The organism is Phenylobacterium sp. FG114, from assembly GCF_057809855.1.
On sequence record NZ_JBMDKU010000008.1, the window covers coordinates 80,983 to 98,309 of the forward strand.

Below are 17,327 nucleotides of genomic sequence, written 5' to 3' on the forward strand. Positions count from 1 at the left end.
CCGACTTCGGGCGGCGGACCTCGTGTCCGCCGCCTTTTTCTTTTGGGCTGCGGCCCGTGCGGGCGCCCGGTGGGAGCGGATTGGGCGGCCTTTTGACGCGCAGGAAGAGATTCGCAGGCTTCCGCTCGCCGGATTTAACCTCTGCTCAAGCGCTCGCCCCACAGAATGAGTACCTGAAGGTTCCTCGTTCCCCGGCGGCTCATGTCCCTGCCCGAGTTCTTTTTCGACCGCGTGACGGCCGACATCCGCCAGCAGATGGAGGGTATGCTGGCCCTGACCGACCAGCTCGCCCGCCAGCGGCTGACGCCGGACGGAGAGGCGTGCGTCGCCAGCGTCGCCGAGGCGGCGGAGGGCGTGCGACGAATGCTGACCTCTGCCCTGGACCTCAAGAACATCTTTGCCGACGGCCTGGATTTGAATCTCGAGCCGATCCGCCTGCGCGAGCTGATGGACGAGATCGAGGCGCGCTGGCAACCGCGGGCCGCGGCGGCCGGCGTGACGCTGCTGGTCTCGTACGACGGCGACCCGGAGGCGGCCGCCCTGGCCGACCGCAAGCGCCTGCTGCAGATCTTCGACGGCTTCATCGGCGAGGCCGTGGGCGCCCAGGCGCGCGGCGCCGTGGAAGCCGGCCTCTTCGCCCATTGCGGCCCCGATGGGGTGCGCCTGGAAGGCCGGGTGCGCGGTCCGCGCGACTCTGGCTGGGACGAAAAGGACGCCGAGAGCCGCATCCGCGCGATCGCCGAGCGCCTCGGCCTTGAAGTGGCGCTGGGCGCCATGCTGGCGCGCCGAGTGCTGAAGGGCATGGAGGGCGAGCTCCGTAAGGAGGCCAACGCCGGAGCCTCGGACACCGCCGCCTTCGAACTGATGCTGGCGCCGATCCCCGAGACGATCGAGGAACCCGTCGAGGACGCCGGCCGCGCCGCGCACATCCTCGTGGTCGACGACAACGCCACCAACCGAATGGTCGCCCAGTCGCTGGTCGAGATGTTCGACTGCACAAGCGAGTCCGCCGAGGACGGCGAGGAGGCCGTGGAGGCCGCCCGGACCGGTCGGTTCGACCTGATCCTGATGGACATCAAGATGCCGCGGATGGACGGGATCGCCGCCACCCGCGCCATCCGGGCGATCCCCGGCCCCGTGGGTGTGGTGCCGATCATCGCGCTCACCGCCAACGCCGATCCGGACGACGCGGAAGCCTATCTGGCGGCCGGCATGAACGGCGTCGTCGAAAAGCCGATGAAGCCCGAACACCTGCTCACTGCGCTGCAGCAGGCGCTGGACCCGACGCGCAACGCCGCGGCGGCGTAATCGCCCGTTACAGCTGCAACTTTCTTGCGCGGACGGGGCCTATTGCACCCCTCGCTGCAATCCCTTAGGTCGCGGGCTCCTGTTTTGGGGATCGTTTATGTCCGAGGGCAAGACCGGCGCGGCGCCGTCGCTGGAGGCCGTGCGCCAGCGCATCGACGCGCTGGACACCGAACTCCTGCGCCTGGTGGACGAACGCGCCTCGCTCGCCCGTGTGGTGGCGGCGGCCAAGCAAGCCGCGGGTGACGGCGACAAGTTCGCCCTGCGGCCTGGCCGTGAGGCGGCGATCCTGCGCCGCCTGATCGCCGCCGAGCGCACCGCGGCCAGCCCCAGCCTGGTCGTGCGCATCTGGCGCGAAATGATCGGCGACAGCCTGTCGGTTCAGGGGCCGTTCCACCTCAACGTGTGGGGCGGCAAGGATCCCGGCCGCGCCGTGGAACTCGCGCGCCACCGCTTTGGCGCGGCGCCGCCGCTGCGCCAGCACGCCAAGGTCGAGGACGCGATCGCCGCGGCCCGCACGCCCGGCGGCGTGGCGATCTGCGCGCTGGCGGCCGACAGCGCCTGGTGGGGCCGCCTGCTCGCCGAGCCGCAGCTGAAGGTCTTCGCGGCCCTGCCCTGCCTCGCGGCCTGGGGGCCGATGTCGGCGCTGGCGGTCGCGGCGGTGGACGTCGAACCCACCGGCGACGACCGGACGTTCTGGGTCACCGACGCCCCGGGGGCGGCGGGAGCCATCGAGGAGGCGCTCGGCCGCGACGGCGTGGCGGCAGATCTAGTCGCGGAGGCGGGCGGCCTGAAGCTGTTCATGCTGGCCGGCTTCTACCAGCGCGAGGACGAGCGTCTGGCCCGTGCGCCGGGGCGGCTGAGCGGCGTCATCGGGGCTGCGCCGGCGCCGCTGGACGTGTAAGCGTCGCCGCATGTCCGACACCGCCGACCCCGTGAACCGCGCTCGCGCGGCCAAGCCCCTCCCCAAGCCGGGGATCATGGACATCCACGCCTACGTGCCCGGCAAGGCGCACGCCGAAGGCGTGGCCGCGCCGGTGAAGCTCTCGGCCAACGAGAACATCCTGGGCTCCAGCCCCAAGGCGGTGGAGGCGTTCGCGAGCGCCGCCCACGAGCTGCAGATGTATCCCGACAGCCGCACGAACATCGTGCGCGACGCCATCGCCCAGCGGTTCCGTCTCGAGCCCGAGCGGCTGATCTTCGGTTGCGGTTCGGACGAGGTGTTCGCGCTGCTGAACCAGACGTTCCTCGAGCCGGGCGACAACATCGTGCAGGGCGAGTACGGCTTCGCTGCCTTCGCCATCGGCGCCTACGCCTGCCAGGCCGAGGTGAAGAACGCCAAGGAGCCGGGCTATCGGATCGACGTCGACGAGATCCTGAAGGTGGTCGACGACCGCACCCGGCTGGTCTTCCTGGCCAATCCCGGGAACCCGACCGGCACCTGGATCCCGTTCTCCGAGGTGCTGCGGCTGCACGCGGCCCTGCCGCCCAGCGTGGTGCTGGTGCTGGACGGCGCCTACAGCGAGTTCGCCACCGACCCCACCTTCCAGGACGGCCTGGACTTCGCGCGCGGGACCGACAACGTCGTGGTCACCCACACGTTCTCCAAGCTGCACGGACTGGCGGCGCTGCGGGTGGGCTGGGGCTATGCGCCCGCCGAGATCGCGGCGGCGGTTGACCGTATCCGCCTGCCGTTCAACACCTCGATCGCCGGCCAGCGCGCCGCCGTCGCCGCCCTGGGCGACGAGGAATTCCAGGCCCGCTCCATCGCCCACGTCGAACAGTGGCGGCCCTGGCTGACCCAGCAACTGGGCGGCATCGGGCTGGAGCCGGTCGGCCCTTCGGCGACCAATTTCGTGCTGGTGGGCTTCCCGAAGACCGGCAAGACGGCGGCCGACGCCGACGCCTTCTTGAGCGCGCGCGGCCTGCTGACGCGGCGGGTCCTCAACTACGGCCTGCCCGACCACCTGCGGATCACCATCGGCCTGGAAGAGCACAACCGGGCCGTGGTCGAGGCCCTGGCCGAGTTCATGAAGGCCTGAGGATGGTCCAGCCGATCTATGCGAAGATGGCGGTGGTGGGCTGCGGCCTGATCGGGTCGTCGTTGATCCGCGCCGCGCGCGAGGCCGGGGTGGTCGGCCACATCGCGGTCGCCGACGCCTCGGACGCGGCGCGCGAACGCATCGCGGCGCTGAAGCTCGCCGACAGCCTGTTCGCCGATGCGGCCGAGGCGGTGGCCGACGCCGACCTGGTGGTCTTCGCCGTGCCGGTGATGTCGATGGAGGCCGCCGCCCGTGCGGCCGCCCCGGGCCTGAAGCCCGGAGCTACGGTCACCGACGTGGGGTCTGTGAAGGAGCACGTGGCCGACGTGCTGGCCGCCGCCCTGCCCGCCAGCGCCTTCGTCATCCCGGGCCATCCGATCGCCGGCACCGAGCAGTCGGGCCCGGACGCGGGCTTCGCCGAGCTGTTCCAGAACCGTTGGACGATCCTGACGCCGCAGCCGCGGGACGACGCCCCTTACCGCGAGGCGGTCGCCAGGCTCGGGGCGTTCTGGACCGCGATCGGCGCGCGCGTCGAGGAGATGGACGCCAAGCACCACGACCTCGTCCTGGCCATCACCAGCCACCTGCCCCACCTGATCGCCTACAACATCGTCGGCACCGCCGCCGACCTCGAGGGCGTGGCCGCGACCGAGGTGATGAAGTACTCGGCGGGCGGCTTCCGCGACTTCACCCGGATCGCGGCCTCCGACCCGACCATGTGGCGCGACGTCTTCCTGACCAACAAGGACGCGGTGCTGGAGGTTCTGGGCCGGTTCACGGAGGATCTGCAGGCGCTGTCGCGGGCGATCCGCTGGGGCGAGGGCGACAAGCTGTTCGAGCTGTTCAGCCGCACGCGGGAGATCCGCCGCGGGATCGTGGCCATGGGACAGGAAAGCGCCGAGCCGAACTTCGGGCGCGACCGCGGCAAGCACTGATCCGCCACATTCGGGTAATATCGGCGCAACGTACGGCGAGCGTACTCGCCGCTCCTTTCGGAGAGAGACCACCCGATGCGCAAGACGATCTTCGCGGCCGCGGCCGCCACGGCCCTGCTGGCGGGCGCTGGCGCGGCCTATGCCCAGATGCCGCAACCCGCTGATATCATTAAGAACTGGGACAAGAACGGCGACGGCGCCGTCGACAAGGCGGAATGGACGGCCGCGGGCCGGCCGGCCGAGCGGTTCGACGCCGTGGACGCCAACAAGGACGGCAAGATCACCGCCGCCGAGCTCGAGGCCGCCATGGCCGCGATGCGCGCGCGGGGCGGCTGAGCCAGCCACCACCAGGAGGCCGGGTTGACCGGCCTTCTTTTTCGCCAGATATTCACCCTTAGAGGTGAATATGTTGGATGAGACCCTGATCGCCATCGCCGACCCGACCCGCAGGGCGATCCTGAGCCGGTTGGCGCAGGGCGAGGCGCGGGTCACCGACGTGGCCAAGCCATTCCCGATTTCGCTGAACTCGGTCTCCAAGCACATCCGCATGCTGGAGCGGGCGAAGCTGGTGCGGCGCCGGGTCGAGGGGCGCGAGCACTTCCTGGCGCTCACGCCTGAGCCGCTGGACGAGGCGGCCAACTGGATCGCCAAGCAGAAGACGCTGTGGGCCTGGCGCCTCGGCGAACTGGAGAGGGTGCTGAAGGATGGCTGAGCTCACGGTTTCCCACCGCTATCCCTTCCCGGCCGAGAAGGTGTTCGACGCCTGGCTGGACCCGCAGGTGGCGCGGCGCTTCCTGTTCGCCACGCCCGATGGCGAGATGATCCGCGCCGAGACCGACCCGCGGGTGGGCGGGCGCTTCACCTTCGTGGACCGCCGGCCCGAGATGGGCGACGTGGAGCACGTGGGCGAGTACCTGGAGATCGACCGGCCGCGCCGCCTGGTCTTCAGCTTCGCCGTGCCGCAGTACGATCCCGGCGACACCACGGTGACCCTGGACTTCCGGCCCGACGGCGAAGGCTGCGTGGTGACGCTCCGCCACGCCGGCGTGCTGGAAGAGTGGACCAAGCAAACGGTCCAGGGCTGGACGACGATCCTGGCGAGCGTGGAGCGCGCGCTGGGCTAGGGCGCCTTGGACCCCTCGCCCCACCAGCCGGCCTTGCCAAGCGAACAGGCGGCCACGGCGTCGAGGATCTCCGGATACCCGGTCCCGGCCACCGGCGTGTCCACCAGCGTCTTGCGATCCACCGTGATCTTCAGCCGGTTCGCGCGGCGCAGGATGCCGACGGAGGTTTCGTCCAGCAGGTCGGCCGACGTCATGTAGGCGCCGTCGTCATCGTAGCTGGGCGCGAAGTCGAAGGCGTAGCCGCCGGCGTCGACGCGTCCCGCGCGCCCATTCGGCAGGCGGCCGCTCGCCGCGCCGACCGCGAGGCCGACACCGCCCCCGGCGCCTAGGAACTGCAGAAAAACCTGGTCGTCGATCCGGGCGTGGGCCACGCACACGCCGCTGTCGGCGACCTTGATGCTCCAAATCCCTTCCTTGTTGAGGATCATGTCCGACCCCGGGATCGCGGTGGCCGTGGCCTGGACAGCGCCTTCGCCCCACCACCCCTGCTCGCCCTTCGAGCACGCCACGACCGCCTCGACGGCGTTCTCGACACCCGTCCCGGCGAGTGCGCCGCTGAACACGGTCCGCCCCTCCATGACGACCTCGACGTCCTGCGCCAGCTTGAGCGCGGCGACCGCCCGCTCATCCAGGGTCCCGATCTGGAAGAAGAAGTCGCGCTTGTCGTTGAGCTCCAGCTCGAACGGGAAGCGGTTGGCGTCGATGACGAGTTCGCCCTGCTTGCCCCGGCGCATCGGCGACTTCGCGCCGACCGCGAACGAGACGGCGCCGCCGTCGGCCTGCAGCATAAGCATCCCGCCATCGGCGGACGGCACGCTGGCCATGCAGGTCCGGCTCGTGGGCTCGCCCCGGCCGACCGTCCAGTAGCCTTCCTTGTTGAGCGCGGTCTCGTCCGCACGGGCCGCGCCCGCCAGCAGCGAGGAAACGGCCAGGATCGCGGTCAGGTGTTGCAGCAGGCGCATGGGTCCTCCGGGTTGCGCAGCGGCGCTGTAGCACGGGGACCGTTAAAAGAACAATACGGGAACAGGAAGGCGGAGCGCGCGTGACGGGGAGGAAGCCCCCTCCACCGCTTCGCGGTCCCCCTCCCCCTAGGGGGGAGGAATTAGGAAGCTCTCCACCTGCTCGATCGCCTCGACCAGCGTCACCCGCTGGAGCTCCACGCCCGGCGGCAGGCCGCTGAACAGGCGGGTCGGCGCGGCGGCGTCCAGCATGACGAAGACGCCCTTGTCGTCGGCGCGGCGGATCAGGCGGCCGAAGGCCTGGGCGATGCGGCCGCGGGCGATCGCGTCATCGTAGGTCTTGTTCCCGAACCGGGCGCGGCGGGCCTTGTGCAGGATGTCGGGGCGCGGCCAGGGGATGCGGTCGAAGACCAGCAGGCGCAGCGAGCGGCCCGGCACGTCGACGCCGTCGCGCACCGCATCGGTGCCCAGCAGGCAGGCGTCCTGCTCGGCGCGAAATATGTCGACCAGCGCGCCCACCTCCAGCGGGTCCACGTGCTGGGCGTAGAGGGCCAGGCCCTTGTCGGCGAGGGGCGCGGCGATGCGTTCGTGCACGGCCTTCAGCCGGCGGATGGCGGTGAACAGGCCGAGCCCACCGCCGCCGGCGGCCAGGAACAGCTCGCGCATGGCGGCGGCCACCTGGCGGGCGTCGTCCTTGCTGACGTCGGTGACCACCAGGGCCCGGGCATTGGCGGCGTAGTCGAAGGGCGAGGTGAGCTTGAGCGTCTTCGGCCGGTCGGGCAGGCGCGCGGCGCCGGTGCGCATCTCGGCGAGCGCGAACGGATCCTCAAGCGTGGGGTCGGCCAGGGTCGCCGAGGTGACCAGCACCCCGTGCGCCGGCTTGATCACCGCATTGGTCAGCGGCTCGGACGGGTCGACCCAATGCCGGCGGCAGGCGGCGTCGACGGCGCGCCCGTACATGATGGTGGCCTCGAACCAGTCGACGAAGTCGGGGTCGTCCTCGGCGTCCTCGTCGATGGCGCGCAGCATCGAGCGCCAGGCCGGCAGGGTCATACGGGCGCGGCGGTCGAGGCCCCGCAGCGCCCCCTCCATCCGGGCGCGCTCGGAGCCGGACAGGGTCTCGGCCTCCTGGTCCATGACGTCCTCCAGGGCGCGAGCCAGGGCCAGCAGGGGCGCCTCCAGCCGCGCGAGCGCCGTGGCCGCCTCGCGGGCGGTGGCGCGGACGAGGTCCAGGGCCGGCCGGGCGGCGCATTCCATCCCCACCTCCGACGGCTGGGACCGGGCGCGAAGCTGCTCCAGCACCGCGACGATGAAGTGCTCGATCGGACCGTTCGGGTTCACCTCGCCGTTCGGATTGGCGATGCGGCCGCTCCAGCCCTCGCCCGGCAAGGCGCTGGCCCCGCGGATCGCCTCGTCCAGCGCCGCCCGCGCCTCCTCCCGGTCGCCCAGCATGTCGAGCAGGCGCGCTTCCAGGCCTCGCCCCCGTCGGCCCCGGCCCTCGGGCCCGCGGATCCAGCGCCGCAGCTCCGCCGCCTCGGCCCCCGACAGGGCCGCCGAGAACGCCGAGTCCGCCGCGTCGAACAGGTGGTGGCCCTCGTCGAAGACGATGCGCCGAAGCTGGCTGGTCTCCGCGTCGCCCTTGGACCCGCGCGCCGCCCGCGCCCCGTCGAAGGCCGCCTGGGTCATCACCAGGGCGTGGTTGGCGATGACGATGTCGGCGCGGCGCGCGCCGCGGATCGCCTTCTCCACGAAACAGGCGCGGTAGTGCTGGCAGCCGGCGTGCACGCACTCGCCCCGCCGGTCCACCAGGTTGGCCGCGCTGGCCTGCGCCGCCGGCTGGACCGCGAACAGGGTCGGCAGCCAGGCCGGGAAGTCGCCGCCGGTCATGTCGCCGTCGCGGGTGGCCCGGGCCCAGCGCGCGGCCAGCGCCATGCCCACCAGGTCGGACCCGCCGAGCTGGGCGGCGTTGGCCTGCTCCTGGAAGTTCAGCAGGCACAGGTAGTTCTCGCGCCCCTTGCGCACCACGGCCTTCTTCGCGCGCAGCTTCTCGTCGGGCCAGATGGCGCGGCTCTCGCGCTCGATCTGCCGCTGCAGGGCGCGGGTGTAGGTGGACACCCACACCGAGGGCCCGTTGGCCTCGGCCCACAGCGAGGCCGGCGCCAGGTAGCCCAGGGTCTTGCCCACCCCGGTGCCCGCCTCGGCCAGCATCATGTTGGGCTCGCCCTCGCGGTCGCGCGGCTGGAAGACGTGGGCGGCCTCGGCGGCATAGTCGGCCTGGGCGGGCCGCGCCTCGTCGAGGCCGGCGGTCTGCAGCAGGGACTGCAGGCGGGCGGCGGAGTCGGCGGCGGCGATGGGCTTGGAGCCCGGCTCGCCCGGCGGGGCCTCGGCCTCCCACTCGGGGATGCGCATCCAGACGTCGAGGCCCGACGAGCGGAACTGGTTGCCGGCCGGGACCGAGCGCAGGGCGCCGATGACGGCCGCGCCCCAGGGCCAGCCGGCGCGCGCCAGGGTCTCGGCCACGGCGAGCGCCTCCTCGCGGGAGGGGGTGGGGGCGAGGGCCAGGTCGGAGAGGAGGGTTTTGACGGCGGCCTGCAGCGTGGCGGCCTGGGCCTCGGGGGTCTTGGGCTCGGGCAGGCCCAGCGCCAGGGCCAGGCCCGCGGCGGAGGGGGCGGCGAACTGGGCGGGGCGCGCGAAGGCGAAGAGTTCGAGGACGTCGAAGATGCGGGGGCTGCGCGGCGGGGCGTGGAGCCCGAGGCGCCGCGCGGTCATCGCCGCGTGGGCGAGAAGGACCGGGGCGGTTTCGAAGAGGTCGCGGGCGTCGGGGGCGCGGATCGGCTGGGCGTCACCGGCGGGCGTGCAGACGGCGCAGCGGGGGCCGGGCAGGACCACGAGCGCGGGGGCGAGGGCCAGCTGAGTCGGGGGGGCGGACACCTTGCGGAGGTTAGTCGGGTGGGGCGGCGAACGGAAGGGGAACTGGGGGTGGGTCGAGCGGTGATTCCGACGCAGGCGCTACTCCTGGTCGCCTGCGGCCACCTCCTCACCGTCAGCCGACCCGCCCGACAGTGCGCCAGCGCCGCCTAGCGTGTCTGCGCTGATGGTCGGCCCCTCCACGATACGGCGTAGAAGGTCGTCCTGCGGATGCTCAAGGGCCACCAGGCGGGTGAGGACGCGCAACACGTTCAGGAATTCGGTCGTGTATTCGGGCAGCCACTTTTCGGGCTGGATGTTGCTGAGTTCCGAGGGCGGGCGCTTGTCGCCCATGGGCGGCTTGGAGCGATCCTTGCGGCGATAGCTCCACCATTGGCTCAGGACGCGCTTGCCCGAGACCTCGTAGGCCCAGACCTCAGGCAGGACGTTGGCGACGTATCCCGTGCCGATCCTCAGCCGGCGCTGGGCCCCGTCGTAGTCCAGCTCGTGCGGCATGTCGTCGAGCGACGACGGCAGGGCCCCATCGGCCGGGATCGTGGGTTCGGCGGCGGCCGGCTCGACGCGTGGTGGTCCCGGCGGGTGACCTTGGGCGAAGCGTTCGCCGAAGGTGTGCAGCCAGATCACCTCGCGGCCCATGGCGACCGCCTCGTCGAACAGGGCGCGGTCGGCCGTGATCGGAATGCGCAGGCCGGGCTGCTTGAGGTTCTTGCGGAAGCGGTCCGTGTAGCCTGGATGCGCTGCGACGGCGGCGATGTAAGCCATCACCTCCTCCGGCGCGACCTCGCGGCCGTAGGCGAGCGAAAGTTCAGACAGGAGGCTGAGAGTGAGGTTAGGCTGGGTTGCCTCTCGATTGTCCCAGAGCGGAAACGCCCGGCCACCGAACGACCCCCGGTAGTGGTGCAGGTCTGGAACTAGCCCACAGATCGTTACTGCGGGACCGGAGGAAGGCGAATGCGCAAGCAACCCGGTCAGATAGACCTGCTTGTCGGAGTGGCGATTCCAAAGCTGAGGGCGCACGTCGTTGATCAGGCGTGCGTCCGGCAGCAGCCATTGACGATCGAACGACCGGAAGCCCACAAGCACCGGTTCACTTGCCGGGCCGGTCTCAGAGATTATCGGAGTCGCTCTGGGCGCACCGCTCCCCACACCTTGGGCTACGACCTTCCGGATGTGGCGGCTAGCGACCTTGCCGTCACGAAGCTGAGGGTGGAACAGCGCCTCTTTCTTCGCCGGATCGTTCTCACTGAGGAGGTGCTTCCAGCGATCCCTCAACGACTGCGCGTCCGGCGCGATAACCCAGGTCCGCCCCGTCATCACGCCTGAGCCGTTGTAGACGAACAGGTCCTCTAGCGCGGGATAGCCCTCCCAATCCGCCGCGCCGGCCGGAAGGAACGGCTCGCGCCAGCCGCTCGGCGCCTCCACCCAACCGGCATCATCCAGCGCGATGTCGGCCAGCGCGGCGAACTTCGCGTCTCGCTCCCCCTCGGGCAGGCTGCGGAAGCGCACCTTCGCCGGCGGGTCCTTGTCCGTACTCGCGCGGCGCGAGGCCATGACGATGCACACCGTCTGCTGCACGCCCTGGAAGATACGTGAGTTCACCGGCGGCTGGTGCCCTTCGGGCGAGCAGTCGATCACCCAGATCTCGTCGGCGTCGCGCCGCAGCTCGGCGCGCATCTTCTGGAAGCCGGGACCATTCAGGAAGCCCGCGACCGTGATGAAGCAGACGACGCCCTTACGCTTCGTCCAGTCGTCGGCGGCCTCTGCGGCCGTCCCGCTGCGATAGGGATCGCCGCCGAACACCTTCCACGCCGCCCAGCGCCAGAAGTAGACGTAGAGGTTCCGCAGGTGCTTGGCGTGGGCCCCAACGCCCCAGTGAACCGGGGGCTGCCAATCGTCGAGCGGAGCCCGGAGGCCTTTGCCGCGATCCTCCACCCAACCGCCGTGGCCCTTGGCCTTCTCCTTGTAGGGTGGATTGCCGAGAACGACAGTGATCGGTTCGTGGCGCTTGATGCGGTTCGCTTGGCTGCGGCTCTCGGCGACGCCTGCCATGCGGGACGGAATCCACGCCGTTTCCTCGTCCGGATCTGCCAAGGTATCGGTGATATAGAGCCGAAGCTCGGCGCCCAGCGCCTTCTCCCGCTCGGCCGCTCCGCCCACCAGTTCCAGCAGTTCGGCCAGAATACGGAGCTGGGCCACGGCGAACGGACCGAACTGCAGCTCGAAGCCGATCAGGCGCTTGAGCGCGTCGGTGATCGCGGCCGGGACGGCGCCCGCGCCATCACGATCCTCAACCGTCTGGCGGATGCGCTGCAGCACGCCCAAGAGGAAGGTGCCGGTGCCCACCGCGGGGTCAGCGAGGCTGACGTCGCTGGACGCCAGGCCATCGACGAGGTCGAAGCGGTCGGGCGAACGCAGCGCCTCGTCCACCAGCCGCACCATGGCGTTCACCACCTGAGGCGGCGTGTAGTAGGAGCCCGTGCGCTTGCGCAGCGCCGTGTCGTACTGCTGAAGGAACAGTTCATAGAAGTAGAGCCACGCCTCGGGCTCGCCCTTGCTGAGCTTGGCCCAGTCGACGACGTCCAGCACCGCGGTCAGCGTCTTCAGCGAGGTATCGAGGGTGTGCTTCTCGTCCACCTCTTCGGTCAGCAGGCGCAACGCCGAGCCGATGAGCGAATTGGAATGGCGGAGCGACCGGGCCGCTTCCTCGATGCCGTCGCTCAGCGAAATGTTGCGCGCCCGCGCCATCAGCAGGCCGAAGGTCACGGCCTGGGCATAGCCGTCAGCGAACTCCGCGTCGGTCGCGTGGGGAAAGAGCAACCGGCGCCAGTCCTCCGCGAGGCCGGTGAGCGCCGGAGCCTTGCGGTCAAGCTGCTCGGAGACCTCGTCGCGGAGCAGCCGGCAGAGGCGCGCCGTGGTTTCCGCCAATTGCCGCGGCGTCCGTGGCGGAAGCGGGTCCCAGCCATAGAAGGCCGAAAACAGCGCCACGAGGTCCGTGGTCGCCTTCAGATCCTTGCCCGAGGTCTCGACGTCGCCGTCTAGGCGGACGACCGGGAGCGCCCGCTCGCCATCCCTCCAGAGGCTGAAGGCGTTGCCGTCGGTGTAGATGAGGTTGGGGAGCGCCTTGAGCTTCTCCCACTGGGCCTTGTCGTGGCCTTTGAACCTCGTCGGGTCGGCGCCCTTGCCGGGCGCCTTGAGCTCGATGAAGCCGATCAGTGCGCCCTTGCGGGTGACGGCGAAGTCGGGGCGAACGGTGAGATCCGACAGCTTCGTTTCACCGACGAGCTGGGTGTCGTGACCGGCCAGCCCGGTCAGGTCTGCCAGCGCCTTGACCAGAGCCATGATGGGGCCGCGCAGTTGGTCTTCCGGCTCGCCGGTGATCGCCGGATTGCTGAGCGTGGCCGTAGCATCCCGGCCGAATGCGGAGACCGCCTGAGCAAGCTTTTCAGCGTCGGTGGCGGTCACGGGGGATTACACGGGCTCTTCTGTGGACAGTCGGCGGCGACACTCTTTCCGCTGGCGACCGAATCGGCAAGCTGAGGTCCTGTCGATGTTGGACGCTTTGGAGGCGGCCCGCCAAGATGTCAGAGCCGTCCGATCCGCATTCCGAGGAGGAAGGCCAGCTCAGCCTGTTCGGCGTGGGCGAAGGGCGGATGGAGCCCCCCGTTCGTCAGTTCGTGCCGGATACCGAACTGATCCGACGTCGTCTCCATGCGCTGCTGGCGACCGCGCGCGCAGCTACGACGATGCCGTGGCCGGACCGCGATGCGCGAATGTGGCTGACCGTGTTTCCTCAGATGGCCGATTGGCTGCCAGATGAAGAGGCGAACCAGCTGCGCTTCGAGTTCATGCAGGAAATCGAGCGTCTGAAAGCCGCCTAGGCTCAGGCGATTAAGTCCGGGCGCGGAGTGTGCCCCACCGCCCGCACGCCTCAAGGACGAGCCGCTGGCGCGGCCGCGCATGCGCGCGGTCCTTGACCCGCCCAGGCGGCGGGGCTTGTGGGCTGCCGTAGACTTAAGGGAAGATTGTGCGCGTGGCGCACGGGGATGACGCGATGGGGCCAGTTCGGCGGAGGCGACTAGCGCATTTCGCACGCTCGCTGGCGCTGTGTTTCACGTGGGTTAGCCTGATCTTCGGCGCGACATTGCTGCTCTGCGCTTGGCGGTTTGGCTGGCACGTCGTGTTCGGCCCGGGAATGGAAGCGACGTTGCGGCCCTACATTATATCCCTGCCGCTCGTAGCCGTTGCGATGGCCCTTATGCCCCGCGAGCGCCGCGGAAAATAAGCGGGCCGCCACGCCCGAAGAAAGCTAGTTCCGCCAGCGGTTCATCAGCCGTTTGTGCTCGCCCTCCGTCAGGTCGGCCGGCCAGGCGAACTGCATGCGCCAGCGGGTGCGGGAACAGGCGGGGCAGTTCCAGCCGACGCGCTTGGCGACGTCGACGAGGCGGGTGGCGTGGCCGCCGGTGCGGAGTTCCTGCAGGCGGTGGATGACGCGCTCGGGGTTGTAGGTTCTGGACCAGGCGCACATGGCGCAGGCCAGCAGCAGGCGGCAGCCGGGGTAGCGGGCGAAGTCGCCGATGGCGGTGGCGGCGTCGGCGGGGATGGGGCGGGGTTCGCCTGGGCGGGCGGGGGATCTCATCGCGGGCCGCCCTCCTGTTCCACATGGCGCAGGACGCGCCAGCCGCCGCGGATGCGCTCGAGCTCGAACCAGCCGGCGGTGGAATCGACGAAGGGGACTTGGTCGGCGTTGAACCACACCCAGGGGCGGGAGCGGCTGCCGGGGCGGATGAACCAGCGGTCGCGGCCGGGGCCGTGGACGCAGAGGCGTTCGAGATGGACGATGCGGCGTTCGGGCATGACCAGAACATAACGCGAACATCGAGGTTCGGTTCAAGCAACCGGAGGTGAGTCCGGGCGGGAAACTGGGGGTGAACTGTGGACTGCGAACGGGGGTGTGGCGGCGGTGGCGGCGCGGTCTGTCCCGGTTGAGACTCGCGCCCCCTCCACCACCCGCTCTTCGGCGGATGGCCCCCTCCCCAGCTTCGCAGGTGAGGAGCGGGGTGAGTCGGCGAAGTTCTTATTTTGTTCTTGACGTTTGCGCGCGAATGTGGGAGGGTTTCGGTCAGGGTTCCGATCTGCGCCTCGCGGCGCGGCGGGACCCTTTTTCGTTTCCGGACATCGAGAGGAGCGGGCCCCATGGCGGACGGGGGAATGGCGGCGGCTGGGACGGCTGAACTGGCGCAGGGGCTTTGGCCGGCGCGGGCGGAACGGGTGCGCAAGCCTGCGGTGAGGTTCTCGGGCGAGCTGCTGCGCACGATCCTGCGGCGGGTGGCGACGGGGGAGACGGTGACCGCGATCTGCAGGGAGCCGGAAATGCCGCACCGGACGACGGTGACGGCGTGGGCGAATGAGCGGGCGACGATCCGCAAGGCGCTGTCGCGGGCGCGGACGCTGGGCGGGTGGGACCACGAGCGGTGCCGGCGGCGGTCGAGCTATTGCGAGGCGACGGCGATGGAGATCTACGCGCGGCTCTGCGAGGGGGAGTCGATGACCCGCATCTGCGCCGACCCCGCGATGCCGGCGGCGTCGACGGTGGCGCTGTGGCGCGAGGCGCATGCGGATTTCGACGCGCGGGTGTCGCTGGCGCGGCGGGTGCAGGCCGAGCGGTTCTGCGACCTGGGCTGGGAGATCGCCGAGGCGGTGACGCCGGCCAACGCCTATGCCACGCACGTCCAGCTGGGGCACCTGCGCTGGACGGCGGGCGTGCTGGCGCCGAAGCGGTTCGGGCGGTTCAAGCCCGTGGTGGCGGAGGCGACCGAGGCGGACCTGGCCGCGGCGGCGACGGCGGAGGCCGAGGCCGAGCCGCAGGGGCCGCGGGAGGTGATCTACTACGTGCGCCACTTCAAGCGCGAGCCGCAGCCGGACGGGACGGTGAAGGTGGTGGCCTACAAGCAGCACTGCGCGACCGGCGAGCTGGTGCGGGACACGTCGCGCGACGCGGAGGGCGCGGATGGGGCGGATGGGGCGGATGGGGCGGGCTGACCGCCCCCTCCCCCTGCTCCGCGGCGGCGGCGGCTAGGCCTCCTTGCCGGTCAGGGCGGCCATGACCTTGGCGAGGGGTTCGTTGACGACCACGTGCTGGCCGCCGGTGACGTAGATCTTGGTGTCGTCGGGCCCCTGGTCGGTGACGAGGGTGATCTGGTCGACGTTGAGGCAGGTCATGCGGGCGCCATCGCTGCGGAATGCGACGAAGCGGGCCATGGGAGGGGCTCCTGGACGGGCGGTTGTGCGCCCGCGAGCGTGCCGCGCTTCGGCGGCGCTGTCTGCGGGGCTTCGCGCGCTCAGAAGGCCTCGGGCTCGAAGGTTCGCGGACCGATGCGGCGCCAGGCGCCGATGAGGCGGGCGTCGCGCCAGAGCTGGAGCAGCACGCCCTCGGCCGCGAACTGGGCGCGGCGGGCGGCGGCGGTGTCGTGCAGGGCCTCGAAGTGGTCGCTCTGGGCCTGGCCGTCGGGATCGATGTCGATGGCGACGTAGGACTTCAGGTCGCGGGGCGAAAGGCTGGGCATGGCGGACGCACTCGGCAACGGGACGCGGAAACAGGCTCGGCCGGAGTGGCCGGCGCGGGGAAAATGCCAAGCTTCGATGTCAGTTCCCGGACGGCGCGCGCCGAGCGCCGGTGGCGCGGCGCCGGGGGCGGGTCAGCGCTCGCGCGGGGCGGGGCGGAAGTTGCGGTCGGCCGAGCGGCGCCAGCGACCGATGAGCTGTTCGTCGCGCCAGAGCGAGACCACCACCCCCTCGGCGGCGAACAGGGCCCGGCGGGAAGCCGCGGTGTCGTGCGGCGCGGTGAAGGTGTCCATGGTGGTGCGCCCGTCGGCGGCCACGTCGATGGCGACATAAGACTTCGAACTCGACGTCATGCACGGATCCTCTTGCGCCCTCGCGGCGGAGGATGCCGGATGCCGCGGGCCGGTCCATCCCCCAAAAGGGGTATCCGAATGGCCTAACACCGATTTTTTGCCGAGCCGGCGCCGAGTCGTGCTGCGGCGCCGAAAAGCGCGTCAGGCCTGCTGGGTCTTGGTGGGGGTGACGCGGCCGTCGTCGAGGTCGTAGCGGGCGGCGACGATCTTCAGCTGGCCGGCCAGCACGCGGTTGCGCAGCGGACGCGAGCCGGCGAACACCTCGGCCGCGGCCTGGGCGGCGTTGAGGCTGACGGCGGCGTCCAGCGGGTCGGCGGTTCCGGCGGGAACCGAGCGCACCGCCGGCGTGATCAGCGCGGCCAGGGCGCCGATGCGGGTGCCCACGTCGTCGGGCGAGCCGCGGCCGGCGAGCGCCTCGATGGTGGCCTTGACCGCGCCGCAGCGCTCGTGGCCCAGCGCCATGACCAGGGTCGAGCCCAGGTGGATGACGGCGTATTCGATGGAGGCCAGCACGGCGTCGTCCACGACGTTGCCGGCCACGCGGATGACGAAGAGATCGCCCAGACCCTGGTCGAAGATCAGCTCGGGCGGCACGCGGCTGTCGGCGCAGGCCAGGATGACGGCGAAGGGACGCTGGCCGCCGGCCACCTCGCGGCGGCGCGGGGCGTCGGCGTGCGGGCGGGCGGCGAAGCCTTCGACGTAGCGGGCGTTGCCGCTCATCAGGCGCGCGAGGGCCTCCTCGGGCGGCACGGCAGGCTCGGCGCCGTGGGCGGCCGGCTGGGCGGCGGCGGCGTGGGGATCGGCGGCGGGCGCGGCGGGGGCAGCCTTCGGCTTGGCCTTGGGCTTGGGACGCGGCTTCGGCTTGGGCGCATCGGCCTCGTGCTCGACCCCGCCCTCGGCGAAGGCGATGGCCGGGACGGCGACGCAGAGTCCCGCGCCCAGGGCGGCGACCAGGCGGCGGCGGTGGAAGTCGGGCATGGGTGATCCCCCCGGATCGGCTGCGAGCGGCCCGATAGGAGCAGCGAAATCCTAAGATGCGGTGGAGGCGCCGGCAGGTCTGCCCGGGCGATGGCGGAAAACGCGGGATCCTTGTCGTTTCGGACAGGGCCAGGCGGACGTA

At 71.0% G+C, this 17,327-nt stretch carries 18 protein-coding genes; 9 read left to right on the forward strand and 9 right to left on the reverse strand.

Annotated features, from left to right (window positions below):
- Positions 1-201: 201 nt before the first annotated feature.
- The 7 genes from ACODSY_RS15075 to ACODSY_RS15105 all read left to right on the forward strand — a co-directional run bounded on the left by ACODSY_RS15075 (position 202) and on the right by ACODSY_RS15105 (position 5,406).
- A complete protein-coding gene (locus ACODSY_RS15075; RefSeq protein ID WP_488952582.1) occupies positions 202-1,308 on the forward strand; it encodes a response regulator in 1,107 nt (368 codons plus the stop codon).
- Between the two features lie 97 nt (positions 1,309-1,405).
- A complete protein-coding gene (locus tag ACODSY_RS15080; protein ID WP_488952583.1) occupies positions 1,406-2,209 on the forward strand; it encodes a chorismate mutase in 804 nt (267 codons plus the stop codon).
- A gap of 10 nt (positions 2,210-2,219) precedes the next feature.
- Positions 2,220-3,347: a pyridoxal phosphate-dependent aminotransferase gene (locus tag ACODSY_RS15085; protein WP_488952584.1), complete on the forward strand. Its 1,128-nt coding sequence runs from the start codon at positions 2,220-2,222 to the stop codon at positions 3,345-3,347.
- Between the two features lie 2 nt (positions 3,348-3,349).
- Positions 3,350-4,282 (forward strand): prephenate/arogenate dehydrogenase family protein, encoded by a 933-nt coding sequence (locus ACODSY_RS15090; protein ID WP_488952585.1) that lies wholly within the window; start codon positions 3,350-3,352, stop codon positions 4,280-4,282.
- Positions 4,283-4,357: 75 nt separating this feature from the next.
- Positions 4,358-4,618: an EF-hand domain-containing protein gene (locus ACODSY_RS15095; protein WP_488952586.1), complete on the forward strand. Its 261-nt coding sequence runs from the start codon at positions 4,358-4,360 to the stop codon at positions 4,616-4,618.
- A gap of 70 nt (positions 4,619-4,688) precedes the next feature.
- Entirely contained in the window at positions 4,689-4,994 is a 306-nt protein-coding gene (locus ACODSY_RS15100) for an ArsR/SmtB family transcription factor (RefSeq protein ID WP_488952587.1), read from the forward strand.
- Entirely contained in the window at positions 4,987-5,406 is a 420-nt protein-coding gene (locus ACODSY_RS15105; RefSeq protein WP_488952588.1) for an SRPBCC family protein, read from the forward strand. The genes ACODSY_RS15100 and ACODSY_RS15105 overlap by 8 nt, the downstream gene beginning before the upstream one ends.
- Here ACODSY_RS15105 and ACODSY_RS15110 read toward each other — a convergent pair.
- The 3 genes from ACODSY_RS15110 to ACODSY_RS15120 form a co-directional block, all read right to left on the reverse strand.
- On the reverse strand, positions 5,403-6,368 hold the full coding sequence (locus ACODSY_RS15110) for a hypothetical protein (protein WP_488952589.1): 966 nt from the start codon (positions 6,366-6,368) through the stop codon (positions 5,403-5,405). The two genes, ACODSY_RS15105 and ACODSY_RS15110, sit on opposite strands and share 4 nt — an antisense overlap.
- Positions 6,369-6,494: 126 nt before the next feature.
- On the reverse strand, positions 6,495-9,296 hold the full coding sequence (locus ACODSY_RS15115; RefSeq protein WP_488952590.1) for an ATP-dependent DNA helicase: 2,802 nt from the start codon (positions 9,294-9,296) through the stop codon (positions 6,495-6,497).
- Between the two features lie 78 nt (positions 9,297-9,374).
- Positions 9,375-12,755, reverse strand: a complete 3,381-nt coding sequence (locus tag ACODSY_RS15120) for a type ISP restriction/modification enzyme (protein ID WP_488952591.1) — start codon at positions 12,753-12,755, stop codon at positions 9,375-9,377.
- A 116-nt stretch (positions 12,756-12,871) separates the two neighbouring features.
- On the opposite strand from ACODSY_RS15120, the gene ACODSY_RS15125 reads away from it, so the two are divergent.
- On the forward strand, positions 12,872-13,171 hold the full coding sequence (locus ACODSY_RS15125) for a hypothetical protein (RefSeq protein WP_488952592.1): 300 nt from the start codon (positions 12,872-12,874) through the stop codon (positions 13,169-13,171).
- Positions 13,172-13,599: 428 nt separating this feature from the next.
- On the opposite strand, the gene ACODSY_RS15130 is transcribed toward ACODSY_RS15125, so the two are convergent.
- Complete coding sequence (locus ACODSY_RS15130) at positions 13,600-13,929, reverse strand: hypothetical protein (RefSeq protein WP_488952593.1); 330 nt, start codon at positions 13,927-13,929, stop codon at positions 13,600-13,602.
- On the reverse strand, positions 13,926-14,147 hold the full coding sequence (locus ACODSY_RS15135; RefSeq protein WP_488952594.1) for a hypothetical protein: 222 nt from the start codon (positions 14,145-14,147) through the stop codon (positions 13,926-13,928). Before ACODSY_RS15135 ends, ACODSY_RS15130 begins: the two co-directional genes overlap by 4 nt.
- A 339-nt stretch (positions 14,148-14,486) precedes the next feature.
- On the opposite strand from ACODSY_RS15135, the gene ACODSY_RS15140 reads away from it, so the two are divergent.
- A complete protein-coding gene (locus ACODSY_RS15140; protein WP_488952595.1) occupies positions 14,487-15,332 on the forward strand; it encodes a terminase small subunit-like protein in 846 nt (281 codons plus the stop codon).
- Between the two features lie 33 nt (positions 15,333-15,365).
- Here the strand turns inward: ACODSY_RS15140 and ACODSY_RS15145 are convergent, their stop codons facing one another.
- The 4 genes from ACODSY_RS15145 to ACODSY_RS15160 form a co-directional block, all read right to left on the reverse strand.
- On the reverse strand, positions 15,366-15,551 hold the full coding sequence (locus ACODSY_RS15145) for a hypothetical protein (RefSeq protein WP_488952596.1): 186 nt from the start codon (positions 15,549-15,551) through the stop codon (positions 15,366-15,368).
- An 80-nt stretch (positions 15,552-15,631) separates the two neighbouring features.
- A complete protein-coding gene (locus tag ACODSY_RS15150) occupies positions 15,632-15,856 on the reverse strand; it encodes a hypothetical protein (protein ID WP_488952597.1) in 225 nt (74 codons plus the stop codon).
- 132 nt (positions 15,857-15,988) lie between these two features.
- Entirely contained in the window at positions 15,989-16,207 is a 219-nt protein-coding gene (locus tag ACODSY_RS15155) for a hypothetical protein (protein WP_488952598.1), read from the reverse strand.
- 141 nt (positions 16,208-16,348) lie between these two features.
- Complete coding sequence (locus ACODSY_RS15160) at positions 16,349-17,185, reverse strand: carbonic anhydrase (protein WP_488952599.1); 837 nt, start codon at positions 17,183-17,185, stop codon at positions 16,349-16,351.
- Between the last annotated feature and the right edge of the window lie 142 nt (positions 17,186-17,327).

What these genes read in the sequence shown, in the direction of transcription:
- ACODSY_RS15075 (WP_488952582.1), top strand. Translation starts at nt 202, where the DNA reads ATGTCCCTGCCCGAGTTCTTTTTCGACCGCGTGACGGCCGACATCCGC.
- ACODSY_RS15080 (WP_488952583.1), top strand. Translation starts at nt 1,406, where the DNA reads ATGTCCGAGGGCAAGACCGGCGCGGCGCCGTCGCTGGAGGCCGTGCGC.
- ACODSY_RS15085 (WP_488952584.1), top strand. Translation starts at nt 2,220, where the DNA reads ATGTCCGACACCGCCGACCCCGTGAACCGCGCTCGCGCGGCCAAGCCC.
- ACODSY_RS15090 (WP_488952585.1), top strand. Translation starts at nt 3,350, where the DNA reads ATGGTCCAGCCGATCTATGCGAAGATGGCGGTGGTGGGCTGCGGCCTG.
- ACODSY_RS15095 (WP_488952586.1), top strand. Translation starts at nt 4,358, where the DNA reads ATGCGCAAGACGATCTTCGCGGCCGCGGCCGCCACGGCCCTGCTGGCG.
- ACODSY_RS15100 (WP_488952587.1), top strand. Translation starts at nt 4,689, where the DNA reads ATGTTGGATGAGACCCTGATCGCCATCGCCGACCCGACCCGCAGGGCG.
- ACODSY_RS15105 (WP_488952588.1), top strand. Translation starts at nt 4,987, where the DNA reads ATGGCTGAGCTCACGGTTTCCCACCGCTATCCCTTCCCGGCCGAGAAG.
- ACODSY_RS15110 (WP_488952589.1), bottom strand. Translation starts at nt 6,368, where the DNA reads ATGCGCCTGCTGCAACACCTGACCGCGATCCTGGCCGTTTCCTCGCTG.
- ACODSY_RS15125 (WP_488952592.1), top strand. Translation starts at nt 12,872, where the DNA reads ATGTCAGAGCCGTCCGATCCGCATTCCGAGGAGGAAGGCCAGCTCAGC.
- ACODSY_RS15130 (WP_488952593.1), bottom strand. Translation starts at nt 13,929, where the DNA reads ATGAGATCCCCCGCCCGCCCAGGCGAACCCCGCCCCATCCCCGCCGAC.
- ACODSY_RS15135 (WP_488952594.1), bottom strand. Translation starts at nt 14,147, where the DNA reads ATGCCCGAACGCCGCATCGTCCATCTCGAACGCCTCTGCGTCCACGGC.
- ACODSY_RS15140 (WP_488952595.1), top strand. Translation starts at nt 14,487, where the DNA reads ATGGCGGACGGGGGAATGGCGGCGGCTGGGACGGCTGAACTGGCGCAG.
- ACODSY_RS15145 (WP_488952596.1), bottom strand. Translation starts at nt 15,551, where the DNA reads ATGGCCCGCTTCGTCGCATTCCGCAGCGATGGCGCCCGCATGACCTGC.
- ACODSY_RS15150 (WP_488952597.1), bottom strand. Translation starts at nt 15,856, where the DNA reads ATGCCCAGCCTTTCGCCCCGCGACCTGAAGTCCTACGTCGCCATCGAC.
- ACODSY_RS15155 (WP_488952598.1), bottom strand. Translation starts at nt 16,207, where the DNA reads ATGACGTCGAGTTCGAAGTCTTATGTCGCCATCGACGTGGCCGCCGAC.
- ACODSY_RS15160 (WP_488952599.1), bottom strand. Translation starts at nt 17,185, where the DNA reads ATGCCCGACTTCCACCGCCGCCGCCTGGTCGCCGCCCTGGGCGCGGGA.